The sequence below is a fragment of the Paralysiella testudinis genome, from assembly GCF_016894345.1.
GTDB classification, from domain to species: domain Bacteria; phylum Pseudomonadota; class Gammaproteobacteria; order Burkholderiales; family Neisseriaceae; genus Paralysiella; species Paralysiella testudinis.
Map to the genome: position 1 here is coordinate 1,581,491 of NZ_CP069798.1, position 16,388 is coordinate 1,597,878.

The window sequence follows — 16,388 nt, forward strand, 5'->3', positions numbered from 1 at the left end:
GATTTTAGCTTCGCAGAAGCTGCGCTTTCAGGCAGCCTTTGTTTATCGGTATAACAAAGAAAATAAATAAATCATACAAGACGGAACTGATTTACTCGGTGCTTCAGCACCCGAGTAAATCCTTCTCTTCGAGCTCGGGCGAGCCAACGCTGTGGGATTATTGAGTTTCTTTGCTATAGGCTGCCTGAAACACCCCAACCACCCCTGAAACCATGATACTCAACCCCCAACAACAACTTGCCGAGCTGGTGCGTCTGCTGCAAACGCGCGGCCATGTGTTTGTGGCCGACCCGCAGCCGATTACCGAGGTGTTGCGCCACGACCCCACGCCAGTGGCCGAGCGGCTGCTCAAACGTGCCGAGCTGATTGATAGCGACCGCGCTTTGCACCGGCGTTTGCAGCGCACGCAGGCGTATTGGCGTTTGCTGTTGTTGGCGGCCTCGGTGCTGCTGTTTGCTGCCGGTTTCAGTGCCACCATGGCGTTGATGGCGGCGGAAAATATTAATTTTTTCTATGTGCTGATGTCGGTGTTGGGGCTGAATACCTTGATGTTGCTGCTGTGGCTGTTGCTCACCTTGATGCCCGGGCGTTTGCCCGGTGGCGTGGCCGCCAATCCGGCTTTGTGGCTGCGCGGGCGTGATGCGGTAACACAGGCGGTAGTGCATCTGTATGCCGACAACGCCCACAGCCCGGCCATGCGTTGGTATGCCGGTAAAACCAGCCATCGCTTGTGGTTGTGCAGCTTAGGTGGCATTTGGCTGGCGTTGTGGCTGATGTTGCTGGTGCGCCAGTACAGCTTCAACTGGGAAAGCACTTTATTGTCTAGCGACAGCTTGGTGGCGCTGGTGGCGGCATTGGCGTGGCTGCCTGAAAAGCTGGGCTTTGCCGTGCCCGATGCCCAAGCGGTGATACACAGCCGCTCGGCGGCCGATGGTGCGGCAGCCAAGCTGTGGGGCAGCTTGCTGGTGGGCAGTGTCTTGTGCTACGGCCTGCTGCCGCGCGGTTTGGCGTGGCTGTTGTGTGCGCTGATGGCACGGCGCCAGAGCGGGCGTTTGCCGCTGGAAAAACCCTATTACCAGCACATCATCCAGCAATGGCAGCACAAAGTGGTGGACGCCGATCGCGTGGCCGAAGCCGCCGCCGTGGCCGCGCCGCCGTTGCGCCTGAGCGAAGCGCCCAAATGGGCGGTATTGTTGGATGCGCCGTGGGTGGATGAATACTGGTACCGCAATGTACTGGGGCAAGACTGGTTGAATAAAGGCGTGGCCGATGAGCGCAGCGCTCAGGCCGCCTTGCTGGCCGATTTAAACGCCCACGCGGCGCAATTATTGCTGGGCGTGCGCGCCGCCAGCGTGCCTGATCGCGGTGTGCTGCGCCAGCTGGATGCGCTGGCACAGGCGGCGCAAGGCGGGGTGGTGGTGCAGCTGCTGGCGGATTCGGCGCAAACCCGTTCAGGCAGCCTTAACGACACACTGGCGCAATGGCACGCCGCTTTGCAAGCACGCCAAATCGCCTGGCTCGACCCGGCCGCCCATGCTCAACAGCAAAGGCTGCCTGAAAATACCGTTGCGGAAAGCCAATCATGAAACCCTTGTCGCTGGCCGTGGTTGGCCACACCAACACCGGCAAAACCTCTTTGCTGCGCACCTTGCTGCGCGATGTTCAGTTTGGCGAAGTGAAAAATCAAGCCGCCACCACCCGCCATGTGGAAGAAGCGCTGATTCACGATGGTGCCACGCCTTTGGTCAAACTCTACGACACCCCCGGCCTGGAAGACGCGGGCGGCGTGCTCGACTGGCTGGAAACCCAAACCCCGGCACGGCTGGACGGCATCGAGCGCATCCAGCTTTTTTTAGACAGCGATGTGGCCGCCGGCACCTTTAACCAAGAAGCCAAAGTATTGCGCCAGCTTTTGCACAGCGATATGGCGCTGTATGTGGTGGACGCGCGCGAGCCGGTGTTGGGCAAATACAAAGACGAGCTCACGGTGTTGTCGTGGTGCGCCCGGCCATTGATGCCAGTGTTCAACTTTACCGCCGCCGCCGACACCACGGCTTGGCGCACCATGCTGGCGCGGCGCGGCCTGCATGTGTTTGCCGCTTTTGACACCGTGGCCTTCGATTTCAACGGCGAAATGCAGCTGTGGGACAACTTGGCCACCATGCTGCCCACGCGCGATGTGTTGGATGCGTTGATGGCCATGCGAAAACGCGATTGGCAGCAGCTCAATGGCGAAGCCCGGCGCGATATTGCCCACTTTCTGCTCAACGTGGCCGCGTATCGGCGCGAAATCGAGGCTGATGAAGCACCCGAGCCCACCTTAATTGAAATGCAGGATGCCGTGCGCCAATTGGAGCGGCAGTTGCAACAGGATTTGCTGCAACACTACCGCTTTTACCAACAAGCCGTGAGCCAGCCCGATTGGGCGCTCAAACCCTTCCAGCAAGACCCGTTTGATGCCGAATTGTGGAAAGAATACGGTATTCGCACCACCTCCGGCGCCGCTGCCGGTGCCTTGCTGGGGCTGGGTGTAGATGTGGCCACGCTGGGCACGTCGGCAGGCTTGGGCACCGCCATCGGCGGCTTGATTGGCGGCTTGCTGCCGAATATGCAAACCTTGGGCGACAAGCTTTCGGGCAAACAAACCCTGATTATCGACCCGGCCACGCTCACCTTGTTGGCTGCCCGTGCGCTGGATTTGCTGGCGGTATTGCAAACGCGCGGCCATGCGGCGCAAAACACCATCGGCCTCACCGAAAAAGCTGCCCCTTGGCGTGCCAGCAAACTGCCGAGCGCACTCAATAAAGCGCGCAGCCAATATAAGTGGTCGTCGCTCAACACCGGCAACCCCGAAGCCAGCCGCGCCGCCCGGCGCGAAGCGGTGCAGGAATTGGCCAACAGTTTGCCGTAATGGCCGATTGCGGCGTAGGGCGGGCTTAATGCCCGCCTGTTTGTATTGTTGGTAATGGTTACCTGAAAGATAAAGCCGTATTGCCGCATTGGATTCGGCAATCCATTGGCAAATAAATCAAAATGAAGTGAGTTATTTTACTTTGCGCTTTCTAGCCGCGCAGCCACTTAACGTTACCCCGACGTAGGCCGGAATCCGTTTCTACTATCCGATATTCACATCAAAAGATTGTTGCAGTGATTTCCTGATTTTGACTTTAAGCATGGCATTTCTGCGTTTTTTTGTTATAAACTGTTAAAACTTTACTAAACAGAATAATTTGATTGGGAGAATGCGGTTAATGCCTTATTTCGATTTAAACACTTTATTGTCTTCCGTTAAGCGCCGCGATCCCGGCCAAGCGGTTTTCCATCAAGCGGTGGAAGAAGTATTTCACAGCTTGGCGCCGTTTTTGCAGGCCAATCGCCACTACACCCGTCACGGCCTGTTGGAGCGGATTGTGGAGCCGGAGCGGGTGATTATGTTCCGCGTGCCGTGGGTGGACGACCACGGCCAGGTGCAGGTAAACCGTGGCTACCGGGTGCAAATGTCGTCGGCCATCGGCCCTTATAAAGGCGGCTTGCGCTTTCACCCTACCGTAGACTTGGGGGTGTTGAAATTTTTGGCATTCGAACAGGTATTCAAAAACGCACTCACCACACTGCCGATGGGCGGTGGCAAAGGCGGTGCCGACTTCGATCCCAAAGGCCGGAGCGACAATGAAGTGATGCGGTTTTGCCAGTCGTTTATGAGCGAGCTTTACCGCCATATCGGCGCGGATGTGGATATTCCGGCCGGTGATATCGGCGTGGGTGCGCGTGAAATCGGTTTTTTATACGGCCAATACAAGCGCTTGAGTAATGAATTTGCCTCGGTGATCACCGGCAAGGATTTAACCTATGGCGGCAGCTTAATCCGCCCCGAAGCCACCGGCTACGGCACGGTGTATTTTGTTGAAAACATGCTCAAAACCCGCCGTGAAAGCCTAGAGGGCAAGCGCGTGCTGATTTCCGGCGCCGGCAATGTGGCGCAATATGCAGCCGAAAAGCTGCTGCACCGCGATGCCAAAGTGCTCACCTTGTCCGACTCCGGCGGCTTTGTGTACTTCCCCGACGGCATGCACCGCGCCCAATTGCATGACTTGATGGCGTTTAAAAACGAACGCCGCGAACGCTTGGCGGTGTATGCCGAAGAAAACGGCGTGCAATATTTTGCCGGCCAACGCCCGTGGCATGTGCCGTGCGACATCGCCTTGCCGTGCGCCACCCAAAACGAGCTGGACGAAAACGATGCCGCCCAATTGCTGGCCAACGGCTGCATCTGTGTGGCCGAAGGTGCCAATATGCCTTCCACCAATGAGGCGATGGCCTTGTTGGTGCAGGCCAAAATCCTTTATGCACCGGGCAAAGCCAGCAATGCCGGCGGCGTGGCCACATCGGGCTTGGAAATGAGCCAAAACGCCCTGCGCTTGTCTTGGGATCGCGATAAGGTCAACGACCGCCTGCATGACATTGTTAACAGTATCCACGAAGCCTGTGTGGAAAACGGCATGGAAGCAGGCGGCTACATCAACTATGTGAACGGCGCCAATATCGCCGGTTTCCGCAAAGTGGCCGATGCGATGCTGGCGCAGGGGGTGGTGTGATTTTGATGAAAAAATACCAATTCTAAAAAAATAAGCTAATAAGGCGGCGAGCCGTAGATAGTACAAGTAGTACAGCAAGGCGAGTCAACGCAGTTAGGTTATTTTTAGAATTGGTATAACCGCAATTTAATAAAGCCATTGAAACCATAAGGCTGCCTGAAAAGACGGGGTTTATAAACCGCATCTTTTCAGGCAGCCTTATTTTGATTTATCGGTGCAGGTTTCGCCCCAATTGCCACACCGCTGCCACCTGCCGCGCGGTGCGTTCCAAATTGGCTTCGGCGGCGGCGAGCACCTCGGCCAAGGGTGCGGCGGCGGCCACAGTAGGGAAAATGGCGCTAAAGCCGTGCGCATACAAGGTGTGCACATCGCTGCCCACGCTGCCCGCCAGCGCAATCACCGGCACGCCGTGCTGTTGGGCGGCGCGCAATACGCCCAACGGCACTTTGCCAAAAGCGGTTTGCCCGTCCATGCGGCCTTCGCCGGTAATCACCAAATCTGCGCCTGCTATTTTGTCGGGCAGGGCGGTGGCGGCCATGATGTGTTCGATGCCGGGCTGCAATTCGGCACCCAAGAAGGCGCGTAAGCCAAAGCCCAAGCCGCCGGCGGCACCGCTGCCCGCTTGTTGGCGCACATCGGGCAGCCCGGCTGTGGCCAGCACATCGGCAAAATGGCTTAAGGCCGCATCCAATTGCGCCACCATCGCGGGCGTGGCGCCTTTTTGCGGCCCGAATACCGCGCTGGCGCCATGGGTGCCGGTGAGCGGGTTGGTGACATCGCAGGCCACGCGGATGTGCGCACCGGCCAATGCGGGCAGGCTGCCTGAAGTATCGATGCGGGCCAGTTGCGCCAGTGCGGCGCCACCGCGCGGCAAATCCCGCCCTTGCGCATCCAGCAGGCGTATGCCCAAGGCTTGTGCCATGCCCGCGCCGCCATCGTTGGTGGCACTGCCGCCAATGCCCAAAATAATTTGCTTAGCACCGCGGGCCAGTGCGGCAGCCAGCAGTTGGCCGGTGCCGTAGCTGCTGGTGTGGAGCGGCTGGCGCTCCGATGGTGCCAATAAATGCAGGCCGGAAGCTTCGGCCATTTCCATCACTGCGCTGCCATCAGGCAACACGCCATAGCGGGCGTTTACCGTTCTGCCCAAGGGGTCGTCTACCGTTGCTTCTGCCCAATGGCCGCCGCAGGCAGCCACCAGTGCCGCCGCGGTGCCTTCGCCACCATCGGCCATGGGCACGCACACATAATCGGCCTGCGGCCATATCTGGGCAAAACCACGGCAAATGGCCGCTGCCGCTTGGGCTGCGGTGAGGCTTTCTTTAAACGAATCGGGGGCGATAACGATTTTCATAAGCGGTTTATTGTGGCGCATCAATGATAAAGGGAACGTCGATTATGGGTATTGGCGCTGTTGAAGACAAGGCTGCCTGAACATTTACCCAGCTCGGAAGCGGGCTTTGTGGCTGCCGCTACAAAAAAAGATTGGGTTTTGCCGCGCTTGTGCGTATAATCCGCAGCCGTGGCGGGTCTCCCCGCATGGTTATCCGGAGCAACGGGTCAGGCGCGGAAGCGAGCAGCCCACTCTGGTGTTGCCAGTGCCGGGGGTTTGGCTCGCCACCCTTAAAAATTCAGAAGCGGTTGTGCTGCACAAGGCGGTACAACCGTTTTTGTTTTTTGTTTTATGTGTGCTGTTAAGATTGTATAAAAACAATGTGGGCGGCAATTTTTTGGGTTTCGGATAGTCTAAGCCCCCTGTTTGTATTTGCTTTTGTAGTATTTATCAACTTGAATTTTTTGTATTTTCTTAGGAGTAATACCCATGAAAAAAATCGTTTTGGCCGGATTGATGGGTTTGGCGGTGGCCGGTTTGGCACGGGCGGAAGCGCTGAATTACGGACTGGTGTCTTTGTCTGAATCGGTGAGCCGCCCGATTGCGCGCGACCAGATGGTGTTGGTGTTGAACATCGAAGAGCAGGGCAAGGAACGTGAGGCGGTGGCCAATGCGGTTACGCGCAAGGTGAATGCTGTGCTGCAGCAAGCGCGCCAGCACAGCCAATTCAACACCACGCTGCAATCGCGCTCGGCCTATCCGCAAAGCGATTATGTGAATGGCCGCCGCGTTGATAAAGGCTGGCAAGACAGCGCCAGCATCAAGGTGGAAAGCAAAGACATGGCGGCCTTGAATGCCTTTGCCGCCAAAGTGCAAAGCCAGGCGGCGATTAGCGACATCCAATACACCGTGTCCACCGCCAGTATGCAGGCCAATGAAACCGAGCTCACCCGCGAAGCACTGCAACGCTTTAATGCACGCGCAGCGATGATTGCGCAAAACTTGGGTGGCAGCGGCTATAAAATCGTGCAGCTCAATATCGGCAACAGCAGCGACAATATCTCCACGCCGCTTGCTTATGGCGGCGTGATGAGGGCCAAGGCCGATGCCGCGCCGGTGCAAGACAGCGCGCCGGGCGAGGCGCAATTGCGTTTGGATGTGAGCGGCCAGATTCAGGTGCAGGGCTTGCGCTGAGTATTCATTAAATAATTGAAAATACGTAGTCACCCCTGAAGAATCCATTCTTCCCGACTCTCTCCCACCCACCCCATAAGCCAAAAATACAACCACGCCAGTAATTTGCGCAGGTTGTAGGCAGCGGCAGCCAGAATCGGGTTCAAACGGTTGCCTGCTTCCCCTTTCAGGTGGTTTCTGCCCATACGGTTATCCGCCTTTAAGTGGCCTATTATCGGTTCTATTGCTGCTCTGCGTTTCATCCATCTTTTCATACTGCGGCTCGCTGTTTTCGGAATCTTACCGACCAGATGGATGATAGGCTTGCCCGATCCGTTTTGTTGATGTCCCCGGTATCCTTGGTCACAGTAGACATGTTGCGGGCTATGCCCACACACTTGCTGCATGTGTGCCAATGCATCAGCCAGTGTATGCCCGTCGTAAGGGTTGGCTAATCCTTGGGCACTCAATACCCAGTTGTTCTTCGAGCTGCTGACGAGGGAAACTTTATTACCGAATTCGTATTTTTGTGTGCTTTGCCTTTGCCGATGCAATGCACTGCGGTTTCATGCCAACTGTAGATTTTGTTGGTGTCGCCGGTTTGTTGTCGGTAAATCAGTCGGGCGCGATCCAATAGGCTTTGTAGGGCTTGATCGGTTTGGCTGCCTTTGCGTTCCAGTTCGCGAATGATGCGGCCAAGGTAGTTTTTTAAAGTTTTGCAGGCTTTGTTGGCACGTTTGTATTGGCGGGCATGACGATAGCGGTTGTTGAGGATGAAGGCTTTCTTGCCGCTGCGCGCATAGCTTTGGCGTAAGGGAATATTGTGCTCTTGAGCGGCTTTGACCAATACTTGCCGGGCTTTGTGGTAGAGCTTGGCGTCTGTGGGAAAGGTGATGTTCTTTTCTTGTACGGTGGTGTCGACGTTGATGTGGTGAAATTCGCTGGGTTGGATGGCACCGCTTTCTTGGGCTGTGCGCAGTGTTTCAATCAGTAGGGCTTCGGCTTTATCTCCTACCCGCCGGCGCCATTTGACCAGTGAGGTGGGGTGTAGGGAAGTTGGTGCTGTAGGAATGAGTAGCCGCAAAAATATTGCCAGTAGGGGTTTTCCAGCCAGCGTACCAATACGCTTTCATCGCTTTCGTCAAAGGCGTGTTTGAGGTAATGCAGTCCGGCCAAAAGGCGGGTGGGTAGCGGCGGGTGGCCGGGGCCGGTGGTGTAGACGGTGTCGATTTGGGTGGCGATTCTGTCCCAGTTAATCTGATGCGCCAGTTTAACCAATGGGTGGCTCATGTTGATGATTTGGGACAGCTGTAATTGGAATAGGTCGGGGTGGTTGTCCGTGTGTTTGGGCTTCATAACTGCAAGGTTTTTGGGGTAGATTGGGGGTTTCTTGCAGTTGATTATAGTGGATTTTGAGCGTTTGTTTAATTAAATCATGAGGGTGGGGATTCTTCAGGGAGGACTACGTATTCATTTTTTAAGGCTGCCTGCACAGGTGCGATGTGAAACTGGCCGAAGGCTTCAGGCAGCTTGATTATCAAGTGCGTCACTTCTGTGAAGAAAACCGTTTCAGGCTGCCTGAAACGGTTTTCTTTATGGCTCTTAGCAGTTTGCTGGGGGCAACGACCCGATTTTGGCGCTCTGATAAGGTTTTCAGGCAGCCTTGGCCGGCCATTCGCTGCTGATGCGCAAGCCGTCGTAAGCCACGGCCATATTGGGCGGGCAGCGGCGGCTGAGGGCTTGGTATTCGAGCTGGTGGGTCATGTGGATGAAATAGGTTTGTTTGGCGCCGATACGCTGGGCAAAGTCGAATGCCTGCGCCACGCTTAAATGGCTGGGGTAGGCTGCTTCCATCAGGCAATCCAAAAACAGGTAATCCAGCCCTTGCAATGCGGTGATGACGGCATCGCTGATGTGGTTGATGTCGGTAAGCCAGGCGATGTTGCCGATGCGGTAGGCGCTGGTGGTCCAGCGTCCGTGCGGCAGGCCGTGGTGCCACAATGGCACGCCGTTAAGCTGCATAACCGGCTGCCGGTGCTCGCTTTCAGGCAGCGTGTGGGCGCTGAGTACGGGTTTGTTCCAGTGGGCGTGGGCGGGCAGGAAGGCGTAGTCGAAGCGATGGGTGATGTTGGCGATGGTAAAGGCATTGCCGTATACGGGAATGGCGGTTTGCTGGCGGTAGCAAAAGGCGCGTAAGTCGTCGATGCCGTTGAGGTGGTCGGCATGGGGGTGGGTGTAGAGCACGCCGTCTACGCGTGGTAGATTTTCGCGCAAGGCTTGCTGGCGTAAGTCGGGGCCGGTGTCGATAAGCCAGCCTTGGCCGTTGATGCCCAGCCAAGCGCTACAACGGGTGCGTTGGTTTTTGGGGTTGGTGCTCACACAGGTGGGGCAGGCGCAGCCGATGGCAGGGCTACCTGAAGAGCTGCCGCAGCCGAGCACGGTAAGGGTGATGGGTATCGACATGGCTTGGCCTTGATTGTGTGTATGCGCCGTGCCGGTGGCTTATGCGCGCGGCACTTTGTTAAACAGGCGGTAGAAGTTGTCGGTGCTGGCGGCGGCAATGTCTTCAAACGGCTCGCCGCGCAATTGTGCTACAAATTCGGCGGTGTGGCGCACATAGGCCGGTTCGTTGGTTTTGCCGCGTTTGGGCACGGGCGCCAGATAAGGGGCATCGGTTTCCACCAGCAGGCGCTCTTGCGGTACGTATTGGCAGGCTGCCTGAATGGCGGTGGCGTTTTTAAAGGTAACAATGCCGGAAAACGAAATATAAAAGCCCAAATCCAGTGCGGCTTTGGCAAAGGCGGTGTCTTCGGTGAAGCAGTGGATTACGCCGGCATGGGCGTGGTGTTTGCGCAGCAGGCGCAAGGTGTCGGCACCGGCATCGCGGGTGTGCACAATCAGCGGCAGGCCGCTTTGCTTGGCGGCTTCGATATGGGTGATAAAGCGGCGGTGTTGCCAATCCAAATCGCCTTGGCACCAGTGGTAGTCGAGCCCGGTTTCGCCGATGCCCACCACTTTGGGGTGCTGTGCGTGTGCCACCAGCTCAGCGGTGGTAAATTCGGCGGTGTCTTGCTGGTCGGGATGCACGCCCACGGTGGCGTAGATGTTGTGGTGCGCTTCGGCCAAGGCCAGCACTTCGGCAAAAGTATCGCGGCTCACGCTGATGGCCAGCGCTTGGCGCACATCGGCGGCGGCCATATTGGCCAGCACTTCAGGCAGCCTATTGACCAAGTCGGGAAAATTAAGGTGGCAGTGCGAATCGATGAGCATGGTTTACAGGGTGTAGGTGGGGCGTTCGTTGAGCAGCAAGCCGGGCAGTAGGTCTTCGATGGCCTGCTTGGTTTCTACGGCCACGGCATCTTTGCCGAAAGCCAGGCCAATGCCTTTGGCTTGGCCGATGGCGGTGGCGGTGCTGTTGATCCAGCCCACTTGGGTGCGCAGGTATTTGGGTTCATTGTGATCGGGCAGGTTTACCACCAACAGCACTTCGTCGCCCATATTGAAGCTGTCTTCGGTGGGCACAAACAGGCCGCCGTGTTTGAAAAACGACAGGTAGCTTCGGTAGAGCTCGGGTTTGTCGGGGATGGTGAGGTTAATCATTTTGCCGGGTAAATCAGTGGGGTTCATGGGTGGTGTCCTTGGTGGTTTAATGTTTTTGCTGCCAAAAATGCAGATAATCAATCAGCAAATCTTCGGCCTGCATTTTAACATTGAGGGTGTGCTGGCCGTAAGGGGTGAGGGCATTTAGGCGCTCTGCCAGTGCGAATAAGGCGATTGGCTGAGTGCGTGCGCCCAATGCATCCAGCGCGGTTTGGCGGCCGGGATAATACACCGCCGCCATTTGCTGCTGCGCACGGGCAATGTCGAGCAGCCATTTGTGCAGCCAGTCGAACAGCAGCGATAAGGGCCATTTTTGGCGGTCGAACAAGGCGGCGTAGTCCAGCAGTGCCAGCAGGCGCGGCTGTGCCAGTAAGTCGAGCAATTGGGCGCGTAAGTCGTCTTCTGCCGGCGTGTCGGCAAACAGCGGGGCGCCGCCGTGAAAGGCGAGCAGGTTTTCGGCGTCGGCCATGTCTTGCTGTTGCAGCCACGCCAGGGCTTGTTGGCGGCTAGGTAAGGGCAGGGCAAAGGGGCGGCAGCGGCTTTTGATGGTGGGTAGCAGGGCGTCTTTATTGTGGCTCACCAAAATAAACAGCACTTGCGGCGGCGGCTCTTCCAGCACTTTGAGCAAGGCATTGGCTGCCTGAATGTTCATGCTTTCGGCCGGGTGCACCAACACCACGCGATGGCCGCCACGGTGGGCACTCAGGTGTACAAAATCCAAAACATGGCGCACAGCATCTACTTTGATTTGCAACAGCTTGCGCGCCACATTGTCGCCTTCGGGGATTTCCGGTGTGAGTTCGCACAAGTCGGGATGGCTGTGTTGGCTGCACAAATGGCACGACGGGCATTGGCCGCAAGGCTGGTGTTCGGCTTGCGGGTTTTCGCACAGCAAAGCTTGCGCCAGATATTGGGCAAAGGCCAGTTTGCCGATGCCGGCCTTGCCGTAGAGCAGCCAGGCATTGGGGCGTTTATCCCAATGGGCAACCAGTTGCTGCCAAGCGCTGTGTTGCCAAGGATATATCATGGCCGGGGCTCAAATAAGCGTTGCAGTGCGGCGTCGATTTCGGCGCTCACTATGGCTTTGTCTTGGTTGCTGTCGATGACCGCATAGCGTGCGGGTGCGGCGGCGGCGCGTTGCAAATAAGCAGCGCGGGTGCGGTTGAAGAAGTCGGCATTTTCTTGCTCGAAGCGGTCTTTGCTGCGGTGGCTTTCGATGCGCTGCAAGGATACGGCCAGCGGAATGTCGAGCAAAAGGGTTAAATCCGGTTGCAAGCCTTGCTGTACCCATTGCTCTAATGCGGCAATATCGGCCAGCGGCAAACCGCGGCCGCCGCCTTGGTAGGCAAAGGTGGCATCGGTAAAGCGGTCGCTCACCACATGGGTGCCCGCAGCCAGTGCGGGGCGGATAATGTCATCAAGGTGTTGTTGGCGGGCGGCAAACATCAGCAGGGTTTCGGTGCGCAAATTGGCTTGTGTGGCCGGGTTGAGCAACAGCGCGCGCAAGGCTTCGCCCACGGGAGTGCCGCCCGGCTCGCGGGTAAACAGCACTGGCAGATTGCGTTGGGCAAACCACTGGCGCATGGCGGCCAAATGGGTGGATTTCCCGGCACCGTCGATGCCGTCTAAAGTAATAAAACGGGCGTTCATAAGGATGATTCCAGGCTACCTGAAAGGGTTTCAGGCAGCCTTATCGTAGGTATTATTTGCGTTGTTTAAGGATAAATTCGCGTACAGCGGCATTGTGTTCGTCAAGATTGTGGCTGAATTGGCTTTTGCCGCTGCCGTCCATGCGCGACACAAAATAGAGGTATTTTTCTGACGATGGATGCGCCGCCGCTTCCAGTGCCGCCTTGCCGGGCAGTGCAATCGGTGTGGGGGTTAAACCGGCGCGGGTATAGGTGTTGTAGGGCGTGTCGCGTTGCAAGTCGGCACGGCGGATGCGCCCTTGATAGGCGCTGCCCATGCCGTAAATCACCGTGGGATCGGTTTGCAGGCGCATGCCGATGTTCAAGCGGTTGGTAAACACCGCCGACACATGGGCGCGGTCGTCCGGGTGGCCGGTTTCTTTTTCGATGATGCTGGCCATAATCAGCAGTTGATAGGGCGTTTGGTAGGGCAGACCGCTTTGGCGCTCGTCCCAAGCTGCCTGCAGGTGTTTTTGCATGGTGCGGTAGGCCAGCTGATACAGCGCCAAATCACTGCTGTCGGTATCGATTTCGTAGCTGTCGGGGAAAAACAGCCCCTCCGGTTTATCGCTCGGGGTTTGGGCATCCACTTGGCGCAGCAGTTCGGCGTCCGACAAATGGCGGGTGTCGTGGCGGATGTCTTCGGTTTGGTTGATGATGCGGCGCATTTGCGCAAAGGTGGTGCCCTCGATGATTTGCACCGTTACCGTGTCGGGGCGGCCATCGCGCAGGCGCTGTAAAATCTGCCAAGTGGAAATCGAACGCGGCAGGCGGTAATTACCTGCATGCAGCTTATCGTGTATGCCCAGCACATAAGCGGCACCCAACAGCACGTGGCGGTTGTAAACCACCCCGTCATTGGCCAACTGGCGGCTCACGGTGGCCATCCCTTGGCCTTGCGCCACTTTCATGCGGTAACCGCCGTTTTCCTTGGGTACAAATAAAGCGGTGGCCACCAATACGGCCACCACCAGCAGCAATAAACCCAGCCACCGCCACCATTTACCTGTCATACGCCATCATCCTTGTGGGCAAAACATTATTGATGCGGCAGTATAGTGGAATGAGCACCAAACCGCCACCAAAGCACCGGCCATCTCCCGCAATCCGATGCAGTCAAACCATGTAAGCCGAACAAGGCATCACAAATTTTAATTAAATCCCATAACAAATCATGATGTTGAAAAATAATTGTCAAAAAAACACCATTAAGCCTTGCAACCATGGCCAGATTCGGTAAAATGCGCAGCCTGTTGGGCAGGAAACAAAGCCAGACAACACGGGGGTATAGCTCAGTTGGTAGAGCGCTTGCATGGCATGCAAGAGGTCAGCGGTTCGATCCCGCTTACCTCCACCAGATTTGAAAAAAGACCTAACTATTATCAGTTAGGTCTTTTTTATTTGATGCCGATTAGCGAAATAGAATTGGCTATTGCGGGTATTGGTAAAACAGATTAATAAAAGGCTGCCTGAAATCGTGTTCAGGCAGCCTTTTTTATTGCAATCAATGCTAATTGTTGAAGCGTATTGGCCAACAAAAAAGCGCAATAGAATTAAACCATTGCGCTTGCTTTTTTGGTGGGCCCGGTCGGTTTCGAACCGACGACCAAGGGATTATGAGTCCCCTGCTCTAACCCCTGAGCTACAGGCCCGATATAGTGAAATGCATAACAAAGTGCTACGGCGTTGCTGTGCCTTGTCGTACCAAGTGTACTGCCTACGGCTTCGCGCCTTGCATCACTTTATTCTTCATTCCACTATAAAGGCGGCTATTCTAGCGGGAACAGCCGCCCAAGGCAATAAGCTATTGCTTGTTTTCTTCGCTATCGAGGAAGCTTTTCAGGCGGTCGCTGCGCGAGGGGTGGCGCAGTTTACGCAGGGCTTTGGCTTCGATTTGGCGGATGCGCTCGCGGGTAACGTCGAATTGCTTGCCCACTTCTTCCAGGGTGTGGTCGGTGTTCATGTCGATGCCAAAGCGCATGCGCAATACCTTGGCCTCGCGCGGGGTGAGGCTTTCGAGTACGTCTTTGGTGACTTCGCGCAGGCTGGAGTACATGGCCGCATCGGCGGGGGCGATGTTGTTGGCGTCTTCGATAAAGTCGCCCAAGTGGCTGTCGTCGTCGTCGCCGATGGGGGTTTCCATCGAAATCGGCTCTTTGGCGATTTTCATGATTTTGCGGATTTTGTCTTCCGGCATTTCCATCAATTCGGCCAGTTTGGCAGAATCCGGATCTTCGCCGGTTTCTTGCAGGTATTGGCGTGAAATGCGGTTCATTTTGTTGATGGTTTCAATCATGTGCACCGGAATGCGGATGGTGCGCGCTTGGTCGGCGATGGAGCGGGTGATGGCCTGGCGTATCCACCAAGTGGCGTAGGTGGAAAATTTGTAGCCGCGACGGTATTCAAATTTATCCACTGCTTTCATCAGGCCGATATTGCCTTCTTGAATCAAATCCAAAAATTGCAGGCCGCGGTTGGTGTATTTTTTGGCAATCGAAATCACCAAGCGCAAGTTGGCCTGAATCATTTCTTGTTTGGCGGCATTGGTTTCCTGCTCGCTTTTGACCATGTTTTTGTTGATTTCTTTCAACTCTTCGATCGACACTTGTGCGGCTTTTTCCAAATCGGCCAGCTCGGTTTGTTTTTCGATGATGGCGTATTGGAAGCGGGCCAGTGCTTCGTTCCAAACGCGGTTTTTGGCCAATTCGTTTTCCACCCAGCTTAAATCGGTGGGGTTGTGCAGGAAGCTGGCGATAAAGTGGTCGCGATCCATGTGTACGCGGTTTAAGGCGATGTCGCGGATATCGCGCTCCAGGCGGCGGATTTGGTCGACACGGCCACGCAGTTTGTCGCACAGGCTTTCGATTTGGCGGGTGGAGAAACGTACTTGCAGCAGCTCTTCGGCGATGTTGTCACGCAAGGCTAGGTATTGGGCATCTTTGCTGTTTTTGTTTTGCAATACCGCCACCATTTGGTCGTACAAGGCTTGGATGCCGTCGAAATGGCTGAGGGTTTTTTGTTTCAATTCTTCCAAATTGGCAGAGGCGGCTAGGGCGGCGCTTTCTTCGTCACTCACTTCATCGGCATCGTCGTCGCTGTCGGCATCGTCGGCCTCGGCTTGTGCGGCTTCTTCGGCAGCTGGGGCTTCCACGCCGATGCCCAATTGGTCGAGCAGCTCTTCGGCAGGGTCAACAATGGCTTCAACCACGTCGTCTACTTTGATTTCATCATTGCGGATGCGGTCGACCAAGGCCAAAATTTCGGCCACGGAGCCGGGGCAGGCGGAAATGGCCTGAATCATGTTGCGCAGGGCATTTTCGATTTTTTTGGCGATGATGATTTCATCTTCGCGGGTGAGCAGATCCACTTGGCCCATTTCGCGCATATACATACGCACGGGGTCGGTGGTACGGCCGAATTCGTTGTCGGCGCTAGAGAGCGCGGCTTCGGCTTCGGCCACGGCGTCGTCGTCGGTCATGTTGGCGGTGTTGTCGCCCATCAGTAGGCTTTCGGCATCGGGCGCTACTTCGGTAACCTGAATGCCGAGGCCGGAAATCATGGTGACGATGTTGTCGATTTGCTCGGCGTCCGACATATCATCGGGCAGGGCATCGTTGATTTCGGCGTAGGTGATGTAGCCGCGGTCTTTGCCGAGGATAATCAGCTGGCGCAAACGCGCCCGCTGTTCTTCGGGGGTGAGCGGGCGGTTGTTGTCTTGATCGTCTTGTTCGGTGTCGATGTCGGTGTTTTTCGGGTTTTGGTTGGCCATGATGTGCACTCGGGTGGGTTGTCGGTATTGCCTTGTATAGTGAAATGCATAACAAAGTGCTACGGTGTTGCTGTGCCTACGCGCTACGCGAACGATTTTGTAAGGCGCTAAAGCGCCAACAAACTCAGTTCCGTACTAAGTGTACTGTCTGTGGCTTCGCGCCTTGTATCACTTTATTCTTCATTTCACTATTGGGCGGATAAAGCCAAGCTTAATTCAAATGTATTTGCCGT

General features: G+C 56.1%; 12 protein-coding genes, 2 tRNA genes, 1 other RNA gene and 1 pseudogene. 6 read left to right on the top strand and 10 right to left on the bottom strand.

Going from position 1 to position 16,388, the window contains the following annotated elements:
- Positions 1-212: 212 nt before the first annotated feature.
- The 3 genes from JQU52_RS08260 to gdhA all read left to right on the top strand — a co-directional run bounded on the left by JQU52_RS08260 (position 213) and on the right by gdhA (position 4,595).
- Positions 213-1,586, top strand: coding sequence for a DUF2868 domain-containing protein (locus tag JQU52_RS08260; protein ID WP_230338041.1), 1,374 nt, complete (start codon positions 213-215; stop codon positions 1,584-1,586).
- A complete protein-coding gene (locus JQU52_RS08265; RefSeq protein ID WP_230338042.1) occupies positions 1,583-2,911 on the top strand; it encodes a DUF3482 domain-containing protein in 1,329 nt (442 codons plus the stop codon). The genes JQU52_RS08260 and JQU52_RS08265 overlap by 4 nt, the downstream gene beginning before the upstream one ends.
- 340 nt (positions 2,912-3,251) lie before the next feature.
- Positions 3,252-4,595: an NADP-specific glutamate dehydrogenase gene (gene gdhA, locus JQU52_RS08270; RefSeq protein WP_230338043.1), complete on the top strand. Its 1,344-nt coding sequence runs from the start codon at positions 3,252-3,254 to the stop codon at positions 4,593-4,595.
- A gap of 208 nt (positions 4,596-4,803) precedes the next feature.
- Here the strand turns inward: gdhA and JQU52_RS08275 are convergent, their stop codons facing one another.
- Positions 4,804-5,946, bottom strand: coding sequence for a glycerate kinase (locus tag JQU52_RS08275; protein WP_230338044.1), 1,143 nt, complete (start codon positions 5,944-5,946; stop codon positions 4,804-4,806).
- A 170-nt stretch (positions 5,947-6,116) separates the two neighbouring features.
- Between JQU52_RS08275 and ffs the strand changes: the two genes are divergently transcribed.
- Both ffs and JQU52_RS08285 read left to right on the top strand, forming a co-directional pair.
- Positions 6,117-6,214, top strand: an RNA gene (gene ffs / locus JQU52_RS08280) — signal recognition particle sRNA small type.
- A 200-nt stretch (positions 6,215-6,414) separates the two neighbouring features.
- Positions 6,415-7,119, top strand: coding sequence for an SIMPL domain-containing protein (locus JQU52_RS08285; RefSeq protein WP_230338045.1), 705 nt, complete (start codon positions 6,415-6,417; stop codon positions 7,117-7,119).
- A 29-nt stretch (positions 7,120-7,148) separates the two neighbouring features.
- Here JQU52_RS08285 and JQU52_RS08290 read toward each other — a convergent pair.
- The 7 genes and pseudogenes from JQU52_RS08290 to mltG form a co-directional block, all read right to left on the bottom strand.
- Positions 7,149-8,454 (bottom strand): annotated as a pseudogene (locus tag JQU52_RS08290) (IS5 family transposase).
- 297 nt (positions 8,455-8,751) lie between these two features.
- A complete protein-coding gene (locus tag JQU52_RS08295; RefSeq protein WP_230338046.1) occupies positions 8,752-9,561 on the bottom strand; it encodes an MBL fold metallo-hydrolase in 810 nt (269 codons plus the stop codon).
- Positions 9,562-9,600: 39 nt separating this feature from the next.
- Positions 9,601-10,368, bottom strand: a complete 768-nt coding sequence (locus JQU52_RS08300) for a TatD family hydrolase (RefSeq protein WP_230338047.1) — start codon at positions 10,366-10,368, stop codon at positions 9,601-9,603.
- 3 nt (positions 10,369-10,371) lie between these two features.
- Entirely contained in the window at positions 10,372-10,725 is a 354-nt protein-coding gene (locus JQU52_RS08305; protein WP_230338048.1) for a PilZ domain-containing protein, read from the bottom strand.
- 19 nt (positions 10,726-10,744) lie between these two features.
- Complete coding sequence (gene holB, locus JQU52_RS08310) at positions 10,745-11,725, bottom strand: DNA polymerase III subunit delta' (protein WP_230338049.1); 981 nt, start codon at positions 11,723-11,725, stop codon at positions 10,745-10,747.
- Positions 11,722-12,348 (bottom strand): dTMP kinase, encoded by a 627-nt coding sequence (gene tmk / locus JQU52_RS08315; RefSeq protein WP_230338050.1) that lies wholly within the window; start codon positions 12,346-12,348, stop codon positions 11,722-11,724. The genes holB and tmk overlap by 4 nt, the downstream gene beginning before the upstream one ends.
- A 52-nt stretch (positions 12,349-12,400) precedes the next feature.
- Positions 12,401-13,399, bottom strand: a complete 999-nt coding sequence (gene mltG / locus JQU52_RS08320; RefSeq protein WP_230338051.1) for an endolytic transglycosylase MltG — start codon at positions 13,397-13,399, stop codon at positions 12,401-12,403.
- Positions 13,400-13,667: 268 nt separating this feature from the next.
- Between mltG and JQU52_RS08325 the strand changes: the two genes are divergently transcribed.
- A tRNA-Ala gene (locus tag JQU52_RS08325) sits at positions 13,668-13,743 on the top strand.
- Between the two features lie 219 nt (positions 13,744-13,962).
- On the opposite strand, the gene JQU52_RS08330 is transcribed toward JQU52_RS08325, so the two are convergent.
- Together JQU52_RS08330 and rpoD are read right to left on the bottom strand one after the other, a co-directional pair.
- A tRNA-Ile gene (locus JQU52_RS08330) sits at positions 13,963-14,038 on the bottom strand.
- 152 nt (positions 14,039-14,190) lie between these two features.
- A complete protein-coding gene (rpoD, locus tag JQU52_RS08335; RefSeq protein ID WP_230338052.1) occupies positions 14,191-16,155 on the bottom strand; it encodes an RNA polymerase sigma factor RpoD in 1,965 nt (654 codons plus the stop codon).
- Positions 16,156-16,388 lie beyond the last annotated feature (233 nt).

Coding starts and splice junctions, on each gene's coding strand:
- gdhA (WP_230338043.1), top strand. CDS start 3,252: ATGCCTTATTTCGATTTAAACACTTTATTGTCTTCCGTTAAGCGCCGC.
- JQU52_RS08260 (WP_230338041.1), top strand. CDS start 213: ATGATACTCAACCCCCAACAACAACTTGCCGAGCTGGTGCGTCTGCTG.
- tmk (WP_230338050.1), bottom strand. CDS start 12,348: ATGAACGCCCGTTTTATTACTTTAGACGGCATCGACGGTGCCGGGAAA.
- JQU52_RS08285 (WP_230338045.1), top strand. CDS start 6,415: ATGAAAAAAATCGTTTTGGCCGGATTGATGGGTTTGGCGGTGGCCGGT.
- JQU52_RS08305 (WP_230338048.1), bottom strand. CDS start 10,725: ATGAACCCCACTGATTTACCCGGCAAAATGATTAACCTCACCATCCCC.
- JQU52_RS08300 (WP_230338047.1), bottom strand. CDS start 10,368: ATGCTCATCGATTCGCACTGCCACCTTAATTTTCCCGACTTGGTCAAT.
- rpoD (WP_230338052.1), bottom strand. CDS start 16,155: ATGGCCAACCAAAACCCGAAAAACACCGACATCGACACCGAACAAGAC.
- JQU52_RS08275 (WP_230338044.1), bottom strand. CDS start 5,946: ATGAAAATCGTTATCGCCCCCGATTCGTTTAAAGAAAGCCTCACCGCA.
- mltG (WP_230338051.1), bottom strand. CDS start 13,399: ATGACAGGTAAATGGTGGCGGTGGCTGGGTTTATTGCTGCTGGTGGTG.
- holB (WP_230338049.1), bottom strand. CDS start 11,725: ATGATATATCCTTGGCAACACAGCGCTTGGCAGCAACTGGTTGCCCAT.
- JQU52_RS08265 (WP_230338042.1), top strand. CDS start 1,583: ATGAAACCCTTGTCGCTGGCCGTGGTTGGCCACACCAACACCGGCAAA.
- JQU52_RS08295 (WP_230338046.1), bottom strand. CDS start 9,561: ATGTCGATACCCATCACCCTTACCGTGCTCGGCTGCGGCAGCTCTTCA.